Origin of the sequence: Saccharopolyspora sp. 6M (assembly GCF_020176775.1) — a bacterium.
Classification (GTDB): Bacteria; Actinomycetota; Actinomycetes; order Mycobacteriales; family Pseudonocardiaceae; genus Saccharopolyspora_C; species Saccharopolyspora_C gregorii.
Genome location: NZ_JAIUJZ010000152.1, coordinates 1 through 17,416 on the forward strand (window position 1 = coordinate 1; position 17,416 = coordinate 17,416).

Consider the following 17,416-nt stretch of genomic DNA (forward strand, 5'->3'; position numbering starts at 1 on the left):
AGCCTCGCGCCCCCCCCCGCCCCCCCCCCCCCCCGGGGGGGGGGGGGGGGGGGGGGGGCCGGGGCGGCGGCGCGGCCCCGCCCCCCCCCCCCCCCCCCGAACCCGCTCCGTCGGGCTCCGCGCTGCGGCTCTTGAGCCGGAGCAGCCTGCTGCGCGCGTAGGTCCGCAGCAGGTCGCGGGCCTGCCGGTTCGGCACCTCGTCCGGCTCGGGCGGTTCCAGCTTGTGCTGCAGCAGGTAACTCGCCAGGGCGTAGCGGTGGAAGCGGATCCGCCCCTGCCAACGCCGCGAGTCGTGCCCGCCGAGGCCGAGCGCGACCTTGTCCAGGAGCTGTTCCCGCATCAGCACCGAGCGGTCCAGGTCGTTCTCCGGCAGCGGCTGGTCCGCGCTGATCAGCACGTGCGGCACCCCGCTGCCGAGGTGACCGCCGAGCTGGGTGGTCAGGTCGTGCGGCCGGGCCGGCCGGACCAGGTGGAAGATCGGCTGGTCGCCGACCGCGGTGAGCAGGCGGGGGCGCCGCCACCGCGACCCGATGACCGAGCGCAACTCCTTGACCGGGATGGTGCTGTTCTCGCTCATCGCGAACCCCCTCGATGCCGCCGAAGCGAACCACTCAGAGTAGCGATCTCACCTGTCCGGGGGGAGGTGTGCGCCGCGCGGATGCGGGTTCTCGCCACTCAGTCCGCGCGGCTTCGCTCGTTCGGCCGCGCCCCTGGCCCGATCCGGCGTCCGCCGACCGGTCAGGGCGCGAACGCGAGCACCACCGCCGAGGCGAAGGCGCCGGACTCCTCGGCGGGGGAGAGCAGGCCGGTCCCGGGGTCGCGGGGTAGCCGGGTGATGGTGCCGGAGTGCTGGTTCACCACGTGCAGCGCCGCACCGTCGGGGGCGAACGCGAAGTGCCGCGGCCACTGCCCGCCGGTGGGTGTGCTGCCGACGCGCTCCAGCCCGTCCTCCCGCACCGCGAACACGGCGATCGCGTCGTCGCCCCGGTTGGAGGCGTACACGTGCGCGCCGTCGCCGGTGACGGCGATCTCGGCGGGGAAGTTCTCCCCGGCCGCGCCGTCGTCGCGGGTGCCGATGACCTGCCCGGCGGTGAAGGCGGCGCCGTCCCAGTCGAGCACCGTGATCGTCGAGGCGAGCTCGGCGAGCAGGTAGGCGCGGTTCCCGTCCGGGTGCCAGGCGAGGTGGCGCGGCCCGGTCCCGGTGGGCAGGTCGAGGCGTTGCCGCTGCGCGAGCTTCCCGCTCTCCAGCGCGTACACGAACACCGCGTCCGCACCGAGGTCCACGGCGACCACCAGCTCGTCGTCCGGCGCGACGAGCACCTGGTGGGCGTGCGGTTCGGCGGCGTCGTGGCGCACCAGGTCGGTGGCGTCGCCGATGCGCCCGTCCGCGTCGAGCGGGTGCACCGAGACGGTGCCGTCGGTGTAGTTCGCCGCGAGCAGGTGCCCCGCCGGGTGCACGGCGAGGTGCGTCGGCCCGGCGCCGCCGGTGGGGGTGCTGCCGAGCACGGCGGGCGCGGCCGGGTCGGTGATGTCGAGCGCGGTGACCGAGCCCTGCTCCAGCTCGTTGGTGGTGTAGAGGACGCGGCCGTCGGCGGAGGTGGCGAAGAACGAGGCGTCCGGCACGCCCTCGACCGCGGTGGTGGCGGTGAGCTTTCCGGTGGCGGTGTCGAAGGCGGCGACCTCGAAGCCGCGGCCGCCGGTGGAGCTCATGCTGCCGATGTAAGCGGTGGTGGTGGCCGGCTCGGACGTCGCGCGGGCACCGGCGGAGGCGGCGGCGGGCAGCAGCGGCAGCGCGCTCGCCCCGGCGAGCAAGCCCAGGAAGCCGCGGCGGCGCAGCGCATTCGAGGTGTGCGCGTTCGGGGTGTGCGTCTTCGGGGACTGGTCGGGTCCGGGCACGGTGCTCTCCTCGATCGGGTGCATCGGCGCCCATCTCACCCCATGCCTCGACAATGGACTAGACCACAATGGCCCAATCGTCCCCGGGCCTTTCAACTCGGCGTGCGGAGCACTCGGGTAGCGGAACCTCAGCGGTTCCCTCGCTGCGGGATCGATTTCTCATGTACCAAGCCCGTACACAGCGAAATCGCTGTCCTCGCGAGGGAACCGCTGAGAACCCGCGGGTGGTCTGGTTGCATACGTGGTCGGCAGCTCAGCGGCTCCGCCGCTGACAAGAAACTGACACGACCTGCCGGGCGGGGTTCAAAGACCGGCAGTCAGTGATTTCCTCGCTGCGCTGTCCTCCCGGGGGCACCTCAGGACTCGACGCGCAGCACCTGCTTGCCGTGCACGTGCCCCTGCTCGCCGCGGCGGTGCGCCTCGGCGGCCTCGGCCAGCGGCAGCACCTCGTCGATCCGGGTGCGCACCGTTCCGTCGTCGATGAGCCCGGCGATGGTGCTCAGCGCGGGCCCGTCCGGTTCCACCAGGTAGCCGGTGGCGCGCACCCCGCGCTCCCGGGCGAGGTCGAGCAGCTCCGGCGCCACCCCGGACGGCACCGCGATCAGCAGCCCGCCCGGCTTGAGCACGTCCAGCGAGCGGGTGCTGGTCCGGTCGATCCCGTCGCCGACGAGGTCCAGCACCACGTCGATCTCGCCGGTCTCCTCCTCGAACCGCGCGGCGCGGTAGTCGATCACCTCGGCGGCGCCGAGCTCCCGCACCCAGTCCTGCTTGGCGGCGCTCGCCGTGCCGATCACGTGCGCGCCCGCGTGCGCGGCGAACTGCACGGCGAAGTGCCCGACCCCGCCGGACGCGGCGTGCACCAGCACCCGCTGCCCGCGGGTGACCCCGGCCAGGTCCACGAGGCTCTGCCAGGCCGTGAGCGCGGCCAGCGGCACCCCGGCCGAGTGGTCGTGGTCCAGGCCCACCGGCTTGCGGGTGAACTGCCGCGCGGGCGCGGTCACGTACTCGGCGTAGGCCCCGGCCCGGCGTGGGAACCACGGCATGCCGTAGACCTCGTCGCCGACCTCCAGCGTGTGCACGCCGAAGCCGATCTCCTCGACGATGCCGGAGACGTCCCAGCCGAGCACGAACGGCGGTTCGCCGAGAACTCCGGCCATCCCGCCGCCCTCGCGGGTCTTCCAGTCCACCGGGTTGACCCCGGCGGACACGACGCGCACCAGCACCTCGGTGGGCAGCGGCGCGGGGCGGGGCGCGGTGGTCTCGTGCAGCACTTCCGGTCCGCCGAACCGGTCCTGGCTGATGGCGCGCATGGTCTTGTCGCTCATGGTCCCTTTCCCGTCATGTCCGGTCGCCGCCGAAGCTATCCGCCGAGGGGTACGCACCCGCAAGGTCTGCTGCTACCCGGCGGGAAGCATCGAGGTGGGGGGGCCGGGATACCCGGGCCGCCACCGATCGACACCGGCTACACGACCAGGCTCAGCAACACCGCCATCGCGAACCCGGTGACGGACAGGATCGTTTCCAGCACCGTCCAGGTCTTGAGCGTGTCCTTCGTCGAGATCCCGAAGTACCGGGAGATGATCCAGAACCCCGCGTCGTTGACGTGCGAGGCGATGATCGAACCGGCGGCGATGGCCACGGCGATCAGCGCCAGCTGCGGCTGCGAGTACCCGAGCCCGGCCACCAGCGGCGCCACGATCCCGCCGGTGGTCACGATCGCCACGGTCGCCGAGCCCTGCGCGATCCGCAGCCCGGAGCTGATCACGTACGCCGAGGCGATCAGCGGCAGCCCGGACGCCTCCAGGGTGCCGGCGAGCGCTTCGCCGACACCGGTCTCGGCGAGCACCTTGCCGAAGAACCCGCCCGCGCCGACGACCAGCAGGATCATGCCCAGCGGCCGCAGCGCGGTCGAGGTCAGCGTCGCCAGGTCCGGCCCGGTCAGCCCGCGCTTGGTGCCCAGCAGCCAGAACGCGATCAGCACCGCGATGGTCAGCGCCACCACCGGGTTGCCCAGGAACGTCAGCACGTCCAGCGCCGCCCCGGGCGGCAGCGTGATGCTGGCGAACGTCCCGCCGAGGATCAGCAGCATCGGCAACCCGATGACGAGCGCGACCACGCCGAGCTTCGGCTCGTCGCCGGGAGCGGAGCCGAGTTCCGCGGGCGGCGCGGTGTCCGGCACGTCCACGTGCAGCCGCTTGCCGATCCAGGCGGGGAACAGCACACCGGAGACGACGAACGCGGGGATCCCGCACGCCAGCCCCATCAGGATGACCCAGCCGAGGTCTACGCCGAGCAGCCCGGCGGCCACCACCGGCCCGGGGTGCGGCGGCAGGAACGCGTGCGTCATGGACAGGCCGGCGACCAGCGGCAGGCAGTACAGCAGGATCGACCGCCCGCCTTGGCGCGCCGCGCTGTAGACGAGCGGCGCGAGCACGAAGATGCCGATGTCGAAGAACACCGGGATGCCGAACAGCAGCCCGGACAACCCCATCGCCAGCGGCGCCCGGTTCTCCCCGAACGCGGCCAGCAGCCTGCGGGTGAGCAGCTGCGCGCCACCGGAGGCCTCCAGCACGGCACCGAGGACGGCGCCGAGCCCGACGATGGCGGTGATGTGCCCGAGGATGCTGCCGAAACCGCTCTCCAGCAGGGATTCGCTGCTCTTCTGCGCGGAACCGACGAGGTCGGTGACGGGCACTCCGGCGACGAGCGCCAGCAGCAGCCCGGTGATGATCAGGGCGATGAACGGTTCCACCCGGAACCGGATGATCATCAGCAGCAGGGCGGCGATCCCCGCCGCGCACAACGTGAGCAGACCCGCGGTGTCGTGCTGCAACCAGTGCACTAAACCATCCACAGTGGACTCCCTTGTGGTGTCAAGGTGTGCGGCGCACCGCACGGCCGGGCAGCGCGCCGGTGCGCCGCCCGGAGTCGAGGACCGGCACCCCGTTGACCAGCACCCGGTGCACGCCCGTCGCGGTGCTGCGCGGCCGGTCGAAGGTGGCGGTGTCGGCGATGGTGTCCGGGTCGAACAGCACCAGGTCGGCGATCGCGCCTTCCCGGACGCGGCCGCGGTCCGGCAGCCGGAGCCGGTCGGCGGGACGCGAGGTGAGGTGCCGGACGCACTCCTCCAGGCTCAGCACGCCCAGTTCCCGCACGTAGTGCCCCAGGTAGCGCGGGAACGTCCCCCACGCGCGCGGGTGCGGCCGGTCGCCGACGAGCAGCCCGTCGCTGCCGCCGGTGTGCGCGGGGTGGCGCATGATCGCGCGGACGTTCTCCTCGTGCCCCACGTGCATCAGGCAGGAGGTGCCGAGCCGCTCCGAGAGCAGCACCTCGAAGAACACCTCGGCGGGCGTCGTGCCGGTCCGCCGCGCCGATTCGGCGATGCTGAGCCCGACCAGGTGCCCGTTGCGCTCGGCGTCGCGCACCCCGTTGATCTCGATGGCGGACCAGTCGATCGGCACCCCGTGGCAGCCGTCGGAGCCGCTGACCTCCATGTCGTGCCGGATCCGCACCCGCAGCTCGGGGTCGCGCAGCCGCTCCAGCGTGGCCTCCACCCCGCCTTCGGCGACCCAGCTCGGCAGCAGCGCGTGCAGCGAGGTCGCGCCCGGCAGGTACGGGTAGCTGTCCAGCGTGATGTCCGCGCCCGCGTGCAGCGCCGAATCCACCAGCCCCAGCAGGTCCCCGGCCCGCCCCCGGTTGACCTCGAAGTTCATCGTCGCGTGCGCCAGGTGCAGCGGGCAGCCGGACGCCCGGCTCACCTCGATCATCTCCGCGTAGGCGGTGAGCGCGCCCGCCCCGTAGCTGCGGTGGTGCGGGCTGTGGAACCCGCCGTGCGCGGCGACCACCCGGCACAGCTCGGTGAGCTCGGCCTCCGAGGCGTACATGCCCGGCGTGTAGGTCAGCCCGGAGGACATCCCCACCGCGCCCTCGTCCAGCGACTCCGCCAGCACCCGCCGCATCCGGTCCAGCTCGGCCCCGGTGGCGGGCCGGTCGTCGTGGCCGACGCACAGCATCCGCAGCGTCCCGTGCGGCACCAGGTAGGCGGCGTTGACGGCGATCCCGGCGTCGAGCCGGTCCAGGTACTCGCCCACGCCGCGCCAGTTCCAGTCGAACCCGGGCGGATCATCGTTCCACCCGGCGATCTGGGCGCGCACCGCGGCCAGCGTCGCGTCGTCGACCGGCGCGTAGGACAACCCGTCCTGGCCGAGCACTTCCAGCGTGACCCCTTGCGAGACCTTCGCCAGGTGGTCCGGTTCGGCGAGGATCTGCAGGTCGGAGTGCGAGTGCATGTCGATGAAGCCCGGCGCGAGCACCAGCCCGTCCGCGTCGACGACCTCCCGCCCGCCGAGCGTCCCGGGAGCGGTGATCTCGGTGATCCGCTCGCCCGCCACCGCCACGTCGGCGCGGTAGCGGGGCGCCCCGCTGCCGTCGACGACCGTCGCGCCCTCGAAGACCCCGTCCATCCCGACCTCCGCAGGTTCAGAAGAAGGTGTGCACCAGATCGACCACGCTGTCCCCGTCCACGACCGGGATCAACCGCCACTTGTCGAAGACCGTGCACGGGTGCGACAACCCGAACCCCACCCAGTCGCCGATCCGCGGCCCGTCCTCGGGGACGCGCAGGAACGCGTGCTGGTCGGCGAGCGAGGTGACCGCGCACCCGGTCAGCTCCCGCACGACCCCGTCCGCGCCGCGCACCACCTGCGGTTCGGGCAGGTCCTGGTCGAACGACACGTCCCGGCGGCCCAGCGTGGCCAGCGCCAGCCCGGGCTCGGGCCGGGAGGTGACCTGCGCCCAGACCCGCATCGCGGGCCGGAACGGCGACTCGTCCCCGGCGAGCCGGTGCGCCCGGCCGAAGGGGGAGTTGCGGCGGTACAGCCCGTCGTCGTGCGTCAGGTAGGCGCCGCTGCGCAGGACCGGCAGCACCCGGGCGCTGGTGGGCCACGGCGCCGCGAGGGATTCGGCGACCTGGTCGAAGTAGGCGCTGCCGCCGCCGGAGACGATGATCTCCGCGGTCTCGAACAGCCCGGCGCGCTCGACCTCGTCGACGAGCTCCCGCAGCCGGGCCAGGTAGTCGTCCACGGTGGCCAGGGCGTCGTCCCCGGTGCCGTGCGCGGCGGCGCCCTCGTAGCCGGCGACCCCGGCCAGCCGCAGCCGCGGGCTCGCCGCGACGGCCCGCGCCACCTCGACGCCCCGCTCGACCGACCGCACCCCGGTCCGGGCGCCTTCCCAGCCGAGCTCGACCAGCACGTCCAGCGGACGCTCACCGGTCCAGGAGGCCGCCATCAGCTCCACCCCGGCCACCGAATCGGCCCAGCAGCTGAACTCGAACTCCGGGTCCCGGTCCAGCTCGCCGCTCAGCCACCGCAGCCCGTCCGGGTCCAGCAGCTGGTTCGCCAGCAGCACCCGCCGCACCCCGAACGCCCGGTACACCCGCAGCTGCGCGACGTTCGCCGCGGTGATGCCCCAGGCGCCGTGCTGGAGCTGGCGCTGGAACAGCCGCGGCGCCATCGTCGTCTTCCCGTGCGGGGCGAGCAGCACCCCGTGCCGCTGGCACCACCGGGCCATCGTCGAGAGGTTGTGCTCCAGCGCGGGCTCGTCCAGCACCAGCACCGGGCCGGTGAACCCCGAGCCGGACAGCGTCGGCCGGGTCGCCAGGAACTCCGCCGCGGTGCTGCCGGACGCCCCGCTCGGCAGGCCCTTGTACCGCCAGTCGAGCACGTCCTGCCGCAGGGCGGACACGGCCTGGTCGTCGATGCCGGGAGTGGTCGGGGACAAAGCGCCTCCAGTGCGACGAGCGCGAAGTGATCGGGAGATGATAGGCCCACCGGAGGCGCGGTGGTCCAGACGAATTCCGCGCCGCCCGCCAGACCGCCCGAGCGCAGGAGGAACCATGCCCAGGCAGATCATCACCAGCGACGCCGCACCCACCCCGCCGCCGCACATCCCGCTGTCCCCGGGCGTGCGCAAGGGCGGCATCGTGCAGGTCTCCGGGCAGACCCCGGTCGACCCGGCCACCGGGGAGATCGTCGCCGGTGGCGTGCCGGAGCAGACCGAGCGCGCACTGCGCAACGTCATCGCCGTGCTGGAGGCCGCGGGCGCCGGCCTGGAGGACGTGATCATGCTGCGCGTCTACCTGACCGACGTCTCCCAGTTCGCCGAGATGAACGAGACCTACGCCCGCGTCGTCGGCGAGCCCTACCCGGCCCGCACCACGGTCTACGTCGGCCTGCCCGCGGGACTGCTCGTCGAGATCGACGCCCTCGCCGTCCTCGGGGACTGACCGGGCGGGTTGCTCCGTTCCGGGGACCAGCCGCGCTGAAGGCCGCGCGGGCCTCCCGGAAGCCGGTCGCGGCCGGACGACCGCTCACCGCACCCGGCCTTGACAACCGGGTGCGGTGCTCGGAGGGTGTCGATCAGTCACCCGGTCCGTCCGGCCCTGGCCGGCGCGGTTGGTCAAGGAGGGCGTGCATGACCACGTTCGGCGACCTGGACGGCCGGCTCGCGCAGGGCTGGGGCGGGCGGAAACCCAACGGCTGCCGGGTGATCGTGGTGCTGGCCCGCCGCGGTGGCACCACCGCCGCCGGATTGCTCACCACGCTCACGGTCCCCACCGAGCGGCTCGCGCCGATCCTGGTCTCGGTCGGCGACGCGCCGCACGCCTGCGTGGCCGTGCAACCGCCGACGCTGCTCGTCGGGCACGAGGTGGCCGCCTCCGGCCGGACCGCGGCGCTGATCCTCGGCGCCTGCCAGGTCGGCACCGCGCAGGGCGTGCTCGACTCGGTGGCCGAAGGCCTGCTGGAACCCGACCAGGAGACGATGGTGTTCGTCTCGCTGTGGCTGGACCACGACGCCGACGACGAGACCGCGGTCCGCTACTCCGCGCGGGAGGCCGTCGGCGAGGCGGTCCGGGACGCGGTCACCGGGCACACCAAGGAGCAGGTGCGCGGCCTGGTCGACGACCGGGACCGGCTCACCCACCCCTACTACGGGGGGAGCTGACCGAGGTCAGTGCACCGGGCCGGTGTACTTCTCGCCGGGCCCCTGGCCGGGCGCGTCGGGCACGGCGCTGGCCTCGCGGAACGCGCGCTGCAGGCTCTGCAGGCCGTCCCGGATCGGCGCGGCGTGCAGGCCCAGGTACTCGACGGAGGCGGTGACCAGGCCGGCCAGCGCGGTGATCAGCCGCCGCGCCTCGTCCAGGTCGCGGCTCGGCGCGGTATCCGGGTCCTCGTCGCCCAGGCCGAGCTTCTCGGCGGCGGAGGACATCAGCATCACCGCGGCACGGCTGATGACCTCGACGCTGGGAACATCCACGAGCTCGCGGACGTTGGTGCCGAAGTCCGCCTCGGCGGGCGAGCTCGATCCCGAGCCCTGCTCCGGAGTGCTTTCGGGGGGCGGGGTCGGCTGCGCTTCGTTCACGACTGGTACCCTGACATGAGCGACCAGCCCCCGCGCAGTCGGGGGCGGCAAAGTGGAGCCCCGCTCCCACCCGTGCAGCCGACTCTCAGGCCGCCGGGTCCGGTCCCACCGGCGGTACGCCGGTGGTGCGAGCGGTATTGCGGTACCGGTTCGATCGGTAGGAGTAGGGTCTCGCGGTTCCGGTGCATCCGGAATTCCCGCGGGACTACTGCACGTCCAGGGGCGAGCTTCACGCGCCGAGGCTGCAGAACGACCGAAGCATCGAACCGAGGAGGCCCCATCAGCACGGAGACGCGCATCAACGACCGCATCCGCGTGCCCGAAGTCCGCTTGGTCGGACCGAACGGCGAACAGGTCGGCATCGTCCGCATCGAGGACGCGCTCCGCCTGGCGCAGGAAGCGGATCTGGACCTTGTCGAGGTCGCCCCGCAGGCGCGCCCGCCGGTCTGCAAGCTCATGGACTACGGCAAGTTCAAGTACGAGAGTGCGCAGAAGGCTCGCGAATCGCGCCGCAACCAGCAGCAGACCGTCATCAAGGAGCAGAAGCTCCGGCCGAAGATCGACCCGCACGACTACGAGACGAAGAAGGGTCACGTCACCCGCTTCCTCGGCCAGGGTCACAAGGTCAAGGTGACGATCATGTTCCGCGGTCGTGAGCAGTCGCGTCCCGAGCTGGGCTTTCGTCTGTTGCAGCGGCTGGCCGACGACGTCGCCGAACTGGGGTTCATCGAGGCCAACCCGAAGCAGGACGGCCGGAACATGATCATGGTCCTGGCGCCGCACAAGACGAACAAGACCAAGCCGAAGGCGACCGCGTAAGGCCACCGGACGCATCGGGTGCCGCCCCGGCCGATCGAGCCGGGGCCCCGCCGATGCCTGGTCGGTTGCCGGCGCCGGTCGGGTGCAAGGGCCGATCAGGTCCGCCGTGGAGTCCGCTCCGCGGCGGACCCCGTATGAGAAGGATTGAGAGATGCCGAAGAACAAGACCCACAGCGGGACCGCGAAGCGCTTCCGGGTCACCGGCAGTGGCAAGCTCCGCCGCGAGCAGGCGGGCCGTCGCCACATCCTGGAGAAGAAGTCCAGCCGGGTGACCCGTCGCCTGGAGGGCACCGAGGCCGTCGCCAAGAACGACGTCAAGCGCATCAACAAGCTCCTGGGCCGCTGAGCCCGGCGCCGCGCAACGCGGCGCTCAGGCTCTCCAGCGCTCCCAGCCCCCCAGGGCGGTCCGCCGCCCCCGATGAGATCGACAGGACGGACCCGTGGCACGCGTCAAGCGGGCAGTGAACGCCCAGAAGAAGCGCCGCAGCATTCTCGAGCAGGCCAGCGGTTACCGCGGCCAGCGCTCCCGGCTGTACCGCAAGGCCAAGGAGCAGACGCTCCACTCGAACGTCTACGCCTACCGCGACCGGCGCGCCCGCAAGGGTGAGTTCCGGAAGCTGTGGATCACCCGCATCAACGCGGCGACCCGGCAGAACGGCCTCTCCTACAACCGCTTCGTGCAGGGCCTGAAGGCCGCCGACGTCGAGGTGGACCGGAAGATCATGGCGGACCTCGCGGTCCGCGACCCGCAGGCCTTCGCCGCGCTGGTGGACGTCGCCAAGAAGCACCTGCCGGAAGGTGCGGCCTGATCACCGAGGGCACGCACGAGCAGCAACGGCCCGGGACACCTCCGCTGACGGAGCGATCGTCCCGGGTCGTTGTCGCGCGCAAGCTCACCCGCCGCGCCGGCCGGGACCGGGCGGACGCCTTCCTCGCGGAGGGCGCGCAGGCGGTCGGCGAGGCGCTCGCCGCGCACGCCGCGGGACGGGCCGAGGTGCGCGCGCTGTTCGCCACCGAGGAACAGGCGGCGAAACTGCCCGAGGTCGACGTTCCGCTGCACGTGGTGACCGACCGGGCCGCGGCTTCGCTGTCGGAGACCGTCACCCCGCAAGGGCTGGTCGCGCAGTGCGCGCTGCCCACCACGACACCTGCCGAGGCGTTGGCCGAGCGGCCGCCGCTGGTGGCGGTGCTGCTGGGCATCTCCGACCCGGGCAACGCCGGGACGGTGGTGCGGGTCGCCGACGCCGCGGGCGCGGGGGCGGTGCTGTTCGCGGGCGACACCGTGGACCCGTACAACGGCAAGGCGGTGCGCGCGTCGACGGGCAGCGTGTTCCACCTGCCGGTGGCGCGGGACCGGGACGCGTCGGCGGTGCTCGCGGCCTGCCGCGCCGCGGGCCTGCGCCTGGTCGGCGCCGACGGGTACGCCGAGGGCGACCTGGACACGGCGTCGGTGGCCGGGGAACTGGCGGCTCCGACGGCGTGGGTGTTCGGCAGCGAGGCCCACGGCTTGCCGCCGGAGGTCCTCGCCGAACTGGACGCGACGCTGCGGGTGCCGATCTACGGCGGTGCGGAGAGCCTGAACCTGGCCACCGCCGCCGCGGTCTGCCTGTACGCCTCCGCGCGGGCCCAGCGGCACCGCGGGTAGTCGACCCTCGCGCAGGTGAACACGCCCAGGAACGCGGCTGCGCGAAAAGCGCTCGACCGGGTCGCTTAGACTCGAACGGCTGCGGCACGCATCCGCAGGTCACCCAGCAGGTGCAGGCCCATCGGGAGCCCGGTGGGCGGGCCGGACGAAATGGTCATGCCGGGCGGGTCACGCCGTGCTTGTCACGCCTGACAAGTGTCGCCTGACGAATGACGGGAGTCATGCAGTAACGATGTCTGGAGCCAACGACTCGTACGACCCCAAGGAGGTCGCCGCGCTCGCGCCGGAGACGCTCGACCGCGCCGTCGTCGAAGCCCGCAAGGGGTTCGAGGAGGCCGCGGACCTCGACGAGCTCGCCGCCGCGAAGCCCGCGCACCTGGGGGAGCGTTCGCCGCTGCTGACGGCCCGCCGGGAGATCGGCGCGCTGCCGCCGAAGGCCCGGTCCGAAGCGGGCAAGCGCGTCAACGAGGCCCGGCAGGCGATTCAGGGTGCGTTCGACGAGCGCCGCGCCGTGCTGCAGGCCGAGCGCGACGAGAAGGTGCTGCGCGAGGAATCCGTGGACGTCACCCTGCCCTCGGGCCGGGTCCCCGCGGGCGCCCGGCACCCGATCACCCAGCTCACCGAGCACGTCAGCGACGTGTTCGTCGCGATGGGCTGGGAGGTCGCCGACGGCCCCGAGCTCGAAGCCGAGTGGTTCAACTTCGACGCGTTGAACTTCGGCAAGGACCACCCGGCGCGCACCATGCAGGACACGTTCCACGTGGGCCCGGAGGACTCGGGGCTGGTGCTGCGCACGCACACCTCGCCGGTGCAGATCCGGTCGATGCTGAGCCGCGAGCTGCCGGTGTACCTGGTGTGCCCGGGCCGCACGTTCCGCACCGACGAGCTCGACGCCACCCACACCCCGGTGTTCCACCAGGTCGAGGGCCTGGCGGTGGACGAGGGCCTGACGATGGCGCACCTGAAGGGCACGCTGGACGCGTTCGCCCGCGCCATGTTCGGCCCGGAGTCGGTGACGCGGCTGCGCCCGAGCTTCTTCCCGTTCACCGAGCCCTCCGCGGAGCTGGACGTGTGGTTCCCGCAGAAGAAGGGCGGCGCGGGCTGGGTCGAGTGGGGCGGCTGCGGCATGGTCGACCCGAACGTGCTGCGCGCCTGCGGCATCGACCCGACCAAGCACACCGGGTTCGCGTTCGGCATGGGCCTGGAGCGCACCCTGCAGTTCCGCAACGGCATTCCCGACATGCGCGACATGACCGAGGGCGATGTGCGGTTCACCGAACCGTTCGGCATCGACTCCTGATCACCGTCCCGCTGCGAGAGAGAAGGACCTGAGCAAGTGCGGATTCCGGTTTCCTGGCTGGCCGAGCACCTGGAGCTGCCCGCGGACACCACCGCCGACACGCTGGCGGAGGCCTTCGTCCGGATCGGGCTGGAGGTCGAGGAGGTCGCCCACCTGTCGCAGGTGAGCGGCCCGCTGGTGGTCGGCCGCGTGGCCGAGATCGAAGAGCTCACCGGCTTCAAGAAGCCCATCCGGTTCTGCCGGGTGGAGGTCGGCGACGACGAGGACGGCGAGCGGCTCACCCAGGGCATCGTGTGCGGCGCGACGAACTTCACCGAGGGCAATCTCGTGGTCGTGGCCATGCCCGGCACGATCCTGCCCGGCGGGTTCGAGATCGCGTCCCGCAAGACCTACGGGCGCGTCAGCGACGGCATGATCTGCTCGGCCAAGGAGCTGGGCATCGGCGAGGACCACGACGGCATCCTGGTGCTGCCCGCGGGTGTCGCCGACCCGGGCGCGGACGCGACCGAGCTGGTGGGCCTGGACGACGCGGTGATCGAGCTGTCGATCACGCCGGACCGCGGCTACTGCTTCTCGGTGCGCGGTCTGGCCCGCGAGCTGTCCAACGCGCTGGAGGTCCCGTTCGGCGACCCGGCCTCGATGCCGGTGCCGGAGGACGAGCGGGAGTCCCGCGCGGTCCGCATCGAGGACGAGCAGGCATGCTCCCGGTTCGTGTTCCGCCGGGTGACCGGCGTGGACCCGACGGCGCCGACGCCGTGGTGGATGCGGCGCAGGCTGGCGCTGGCCGGGATCCGCTCGATCTCGCTGTCGGTGGACGTCACGAACTACGTGATGCTGGAGCTGGGCCAGCCGCTGCACGCGTGGGACGCCTCGAAGCTCACCGGTGACGTGGTGGTCCGCCGCGCCGCCGAGGGCGAGGAGCTGACCACGCTCGACGACGTGCGGCGCGAGCTGGACCCGGACGACATCGTGATCTGCGACGAGTCCGGTCCGGTGAGCCTCGCCGGCGTGATGGGCGGGGCCAGCACCGAGATCGGCCCGGAGACCCACGACGTGCTGCTGGAAGCGGCGAACTGGGACCCGGCGAGCATCGCCCGCACCATCCGCAGGCACAAGCTGCCCAGCGAGGCGGGCAAGCGCTTCGAGCGCACCGTGGACCCGGCGGTCGCCCCGGTGGCCGCCGAGCTGGCCGCGCAGCTGCTGGTGCGCTACGGCGAGGGCCGCATCGCGCAGGGCCGCACCGACGTGGGCGCGCCGCTGGCGCCGCCCGCGGTGACGATGCCGCTGGCGCTGCCGGACAAGATCGCGGGCGTGCTCTACGAACGCGGTGTCACCGCGCGCCGGTTGTCGCAGATCGGCTGCCGCATCGAGGTCGGCACCTCCGACGAGGGCGTCGGCCTGGTCACCGCGCACCCGCCGACGTGGCGCCCCGATCTGAAGCAGCCCGCCGACCTGGTGGAGGAGGTGCTGCGGCTGGAGGGTTACCACACGATCCCGTCGGTGCTGCCCGCCGCGCCTCCCGGCCGGGGGCTCACGCCCGAGCAGCGCCGCCGCCGCGCGGTGTCCCGGGCGCTGGCCGCCGACGGCCACGTCGAGGTGCTGCCGTTCCCGTTCACCAGCGACGAGGAGCTCGGCAAGCTCGGCATCGCCGAGGACGACCCGCGCCGCCGCGCGCTGTCGCTGCTGAACGCGCTCGAGTCCGAGCGCTCCGAACTGGCGACGACGTTGCTGCCGGGGCTGTTGGATTCGTTGCAGCGCAACGTGTCCCGCGGTCGCCGCGACCTGGCGCTGTTCCACATCGGACAGGTCGTGCTGCCCGCCGAGCAGCCCCCGGCGCTGCCGGAGGTCGGGGTGGCGCAGCGCCCCGCGGACGAGGAGATCGCCGCGCTGGACGCCGCACTGCCCGCGCAGCCCGTGCACGCCGCGGTCGTGCTGGCCGGCAAGCGGGAGCGCCAGGGTTGGTGGGGCCCGGGTCGCGAGGCCGGCTGGGCCGACGCCGTCGAGGCCGCGCGCACGGTGGCGCGCGCCGCCGGGGTGGAGCTGACGGTGACCGCGGGCGACCTCGCGCCGTGGCACCCGGGCCGTTGCGCGGCGCTCAAGGTCGGCGAGACCGTGGTGGGCCATGCCGGTGAGCTGCACCCCAAGGTCGTCGAAGAGCTGGGCCTGCCGAAGCGGGCCTGCGCGATGGAGATCGACCTGGACGCGCTGCCGCTGCCGGATTCGCGTCCGGCGCCGTCGATCTCGGCCTACCCGCCGGTGCTGCTGGACGTGGCGCTGGTCGTGGACCGGGAGGTGCCCGCGGCGGAACTGGTCGAGGTGGTGCGCTCCGGTGGCGGTGAGCTGCTGGAGGACGTGCGGCTGTTCGACGTGTACTCCGGTGAGCAGCTGGCCGAGGGCAAGAAGTCCCTCGCGCTGGCGCTGCGGTTCCGCGCCGCGGACCGCACGCTCAAGCAGGAGGAGGCCACCGAGGCCCGCGACGTGGCCGTGCGGGCCGCCGAATCCCGCTTCGGAGCGGCGCTGCGCGCCTGATCCGAGAGCAACGCGACGAGGGCGCCCCTTCCAGCCGGGAGGGGTGCCCTTTTCCGTCTCCGGACCGCTCTTCTTCGTCTCCGGACCGCTGCGCGCCGAGCTTCTTCCGCGCGTCCGATTCCGCTGAAAGCACGCCCGTTCCGCGCCGTGCGGAGTAGTGGTTCCGGCGGATTCCGCTTGTCCACCCCTGTGCTCGCGAACGTTTCCGGACCTGGCAGAGTCGATCGTGGCAGTGATCGTCGCGGAGGTGTGGAGGAGTCGTGTCATGAGCGCTCAGGATCGACTGGTCGCCGGGCGGTACCGGGTGGAGTCGAGGCTGGGCAGTGGCGCGATGGGCGTGGTGTGGAAGGCCTCCGACGAGCGCCTCAACCGCATGGTCGCGGTCAAGGAACTGCACCTGCGCCAATCGTCGAACGACCAGGACGTGCAGACGGCGAAGCGCCGCGCGATCCGCGAAGGCCGGATCACCGCGCGGCTGATGCACCGGCACGCGATCGCGGTCTACGACGTGGTGGAAGAGGACGGGCGACCGTGCCTCATCATGGAGTACCTGGATTCGCGGAGCCTCGAAGCGGTGCTCGCGGAACGCGGCACGCTGCCCGTCCCGGAGGTCGCGAAGCTCGGTTCCGACGTCGCCGCCGCGCTGGTCGCCGCGCACGACGCGAAGATCGTGCACCGCGACGTGAAGCCGGGCAACATCCTCGTCGCCGACGACATCACCAAGATCACCGACTTCGGCATCTCCCGCGCGCTCGGCGACGCGAGCACCACCGGCGTGCTGGCGGGCACCCCCGCGTACCTGGCGCCGGAAGTGGCGCAGGGCGGCAAGGCCGACTTCCACACCGACGTGTACTCGCTGGGCTCCACGCTGTACGCGGCGCTGGAAGGCCGGCCACCGTTCGGCCTCGGCGACAACTCCATCGTGCTGCTGCACCGGGTCGCCTCCGGCGAGTTCGACCCACCGGAGAACGCGGGCGAACTGGGGCCGGTGCTGCTGCGGATGCTGGCCGCCGACCCGGCGCAGCGGCCCACCATGCAGCAGGCGCAGCGCGCGCTCGCCGCGGTCGCCGCGGGTGACGAACTCCCGGCCGAGTTCACCGCGGTCCCGATCCCCACTCCGACCCGCCCGCTGCGCGAGGAGAAGCCCGCGCCCGCGCCGGCCCCGGTCGCGGAACCGGCGCAAGAGCCCCGGAACCGCGGGCGCTACGGGCTGATCCTGGTGGGTGCGCTGCTCGTCGTCGGCGCCGGAGTGGCGGCCGCGCTGCTGACCGGAAACCTCAGCGGCGACCGCACCGCGGCGCCGCCCGCGACCTCCGAAGAGGTGCAGCCGCGCCCCGAGCCCTCGTCCGGCCAGGAACCGGCGCCGTCGAGCACCGCGGACGAGCCGACCTCCGCCGAGCAGCCCGCACCGCCGGAGCCACCGCAGCAGCCGGAGACCCCCGACCAGGTCGTCTCCGAGTACTACGCGGCCATGCCCGGGAACCTCGACGCGGCCTGGCAGCAGCTCACCCCCGACTACCAGACGAACCACGCGGGCGGCTACGACGCGTTCCGCGAGTTCTGGCAGCCCATCACCGGAGTGCAGGCCTCCGGGGTGACTACCGAGGGCACCAACACGGCGCAGGCCACGATCACCTACCAGTTCAACGACGGGCGCACCGTCGAGGAGCGGACCCGCTACACGCTGGTGCGGGACGGCGCCTCCTGGAAGATCGCCGCGACGACGGTGCTGAGCAGCCGGACCCGCTGACCCGCTTCAGGTGAATGGCCCATCCGTCCGTTCTCGTTGGGCGGGTGGGCCATTCACC

At 72.9% G+C, this 17,416-nt stretch carries 15 protein-coding genes and 1 pseudogene; 9 read left to right on the top strand and 7 right to left on the bottom strand.

The window, feature by feature from the left end:
• From LCD31_RS19835 to LCD31_RS19860, 6 genes and pseudogenes are all read right to left on the bottom strand, one after another.
• A pseudogene (locus tag LCD31_RS19835) lies at window positions 1-577 on the bottom strand (hypothetical protein); the annotation flags it as partial.
• 161 nt (window positions 578-738) lie between these two features.
• The gene (locus LCD31_RS19840; protein WP_224960138.1) at window positions 739-1,896 is read right to left on the bottom strand and encodes a lactonase family protein; all 1,158 of its coding nucleotides are present in this window, start codon (window positions 1,894-1,896) and stop codon (window positions 739-741) included.
• Between the two features lie 356 nt (window positions 1,897-2,252).
• Window positions 2,253-3,206 carry an NADP-dependent oxidoreductase gene (locus tag LCD31_RS19845; protein ID WP_224960155.1) on the bottom strand — a complete coding sequence of 318 codons (954 nt, stop codon included), beginning with the start codon at window positions 3,204-3,206 and terminating at the stop codon, window positions 2,253-2,255.
• A 152-nt stretch (window positions 3,207-3,358) separates the two neighbouring features.
• Window positions 3,359-4,750: a GntP family permease gene (locus LCD31_RS19850; protein ID WP_224960139.1), complete on the bottom strand. Its 1,392-nt coding sequence runs from the start codon at window positions 4,748-4,750 to the stop codon at window positions 3,359-3,361.
• Between the two features lie 19 nt (window positions 4,751-4,769).
• Complete coding sequence (locus LCD31_RS19855) at window positions 4,770-6,359, bottom strand: amidohydrolase family protein (RefSeq protein WP_224960140.1); 1,590 nt, start codon at window positions 6,357-6,359, stop codon at window positions 4,770-4,772.
• Between the two features lie 16 nt (window positions 6,360-6,375).
• Complete coding sequence (locus LCD31_RS19860) at window positions 6,376-7,674, bottom strand: amino acid deaminase (protein WP_224960141.1); 1,299 nt, start codon at window positions 7,672-7,674, stop codon at window positions 6,376-6,378.
• 115 nt (window positions 7,675-7,789) lie between these two features.
• Here LCD31_RS19860 and LCD31_RS19865 point away from each other — a divergent pair, with 115 nt between their 5' ends.
• Window positions 7,790-8,179, top strand: a complete 390-nt coding sequence (locus LCD31_RS19865) for a RidA family protein (RefSeq protein WP_224960142.1) — start codon at window positions 7,790-7,792, stop codon at window positions 8,177-8,179.
• Window positions 8,180-8,367: 188 nt separating this feature from the next.
• On the top strand, window positions 8,368-8,898 hold the full coding sequence (locus LCD31_RS19870) for a formaldehyde-activating enzyme (RefSeq protein WP_224960143.1): 531 nt from the start codon (window positions 8,368-8,370) through the stop codon (window positions 8,896-8,898).
• A gap of 6 nt (window positions 8,899-8,904) precedes the next feature.
• Here LCD31_RS19870 and LCD31_RS19875 read toward each other — a convergent pair whose 3' ends face one another.
• Entirely contained in the window at window positions 8,905-9,315 is a 411-nt protein-coding gene (locus LCD31_RS19875) for a DUF1844 domain-containing protein (RefSeq protein ID WP_374108149.1), read from the bottom strand.
• A 309-nt stretch (window positions 9,316-9,624) separates the two neighbouring features.
• Here LCD31_RS19875 and infC point away from each other — a divergent pair, with 309 nt between their 5' ends.
• The 7 genes from infC to LCD31_RS19910 all read left to right on the top strand — a co-directional run bounded on the left by infC (window position 9,625) and on the right by LCD31_RS19910 (window position 17,358).
• A complete protein-coding gene (gene infC, locus LCD31_RS19880) occupies window positions 9,625-10,134 on the top strand; it encodes a translation initiation factor IF-3 (RefSeq protein ID WP_374108151.1) in 510 nt (169 codons plus the stop codon).
• Between the two features lie 151 nt (window positions 10,135-10,285).
• A complete protein-coding gene (gene rpmI / locus LCD31_RS19885) occupies window positions 10,286-10,480 on the top strand; it encodes a 50S ribosomal protein L35 (protein WP_224960145.1) in 195 nt (64 codons plus the stop codon).
• 94 nt (window positions 10,481-10,574) lie between these two features.
• Window positions 10,575-10,943 carry a 50S ribosomal protein L20 gene (gene rplT / locus LCD31_RS19890; protein WP_224960147.1) on the top strand — a complete coding sequence of 123 codons (369 nt, stop codon included), beginning with the start codon at window positions 10,575-10,577 and terminating at the stop codon, window positions 10,941-10,943.
• Entirely contained in the window at window positions 10,943-11,779 is an 837-nt protein-coding gene (locus LCD31_RS19895) for an RNA methyltransferase (protein ID WP_224960159.1), read from the top strand. The genes rplT and LCD31_RS19895 overlap by 1 nt, the downstream gene beginning before the upstream one ends.
• A gap of 232 nt (window positions 11,780-12,011) precedes the next feature.
• Window positions 12,012-13,079, top strand: coding sequence for a phenylalanine--tRNA ligase subunit alpha (pheS, locus tag LCD31_RS19900; protein ID WP_224960149.1), 1,068 nt, complete (start codon window positions 12,012-12,014; stop codon window positions 13,077-13,079).
• A 36-nt stretch (window positions 13,080-13,115) separates the two neighbouring features.
• The gene (gene pheT / locus LCD31_RS19905; RefSeq protein WP_224960151.1) at window positions 13,116-15,608 is read left to right on the top strand and encodes a phenylalanine--tRNA ligase subunit beta; all 2,493 of its coding nucleotides are present in this window, start codon (window positions 13,116-13,118) and stop codon (window positions 15,606-15,608) included.
• Between the two features lie 265 nt (window positions 15,609-15,873).
• Window positions 15,874-17,358, top strand: coding sequence for a serine/threonine-protein kinase (locus tag LCD31_RS19910; protein ID WP_224960153.1), 1,485 nt, complete (start codon window positions 15,874-15,876; stop codon window positions 17,356-17,358).
• Window positions 17,359-17,416: the final 58 nt, after the last annotated feature.

Coding starts and splice junctions, on each gene's coding strand:
- LCD31_RS19845 (WP_224960155.1), bottom strand. CDS start 3,206: ATGCGCGCCATCAGCCAGGACCGGTTCGGCGGACCGGAAGTGCTGCAC.
- LCD31_RS19855 (WP_224960140.1), bottom strand. CDS start 6,359: ATGGACGGGGTCTTCGAGGGCGCGACGGTCGTCGACGGCAGCGGGGCG.
- LCD31_RS19865 (WP_224960142.1), top strand. CDS start 7,790: ATGCCCAGGCAGATCATCACCAGCGACGCCGCACCCACCCCGCCGCCG.
- LCD31_RS19870 (WP_224960143.1), top strand. CDS start 8,368: ATGACCACGTTCGGCGACCTGGACGGCCGGCTCGCGCAGGGCTGGGGC.
- rpmI (WP_224960145.1), top strand. CDS start 10,286: ATGCCGAAGAACAAGACCCACAGCGGGACCGCGAAGCGCTTCCGGGTC.
- pheS (WP_224960149.1), top strand. CDS start 12,012: ATGTCTGGAGCCAACGACTCGTACGACCCCAAGGAGGTCGCCGCGCTC.
- LCD31_RS19910 (WP_224960153.1), top strand. CDS start 15,874: ATGAGCGCTCAGGATCGACTGGTCGCCGGGCGGTACCGGGTGGAGTCG.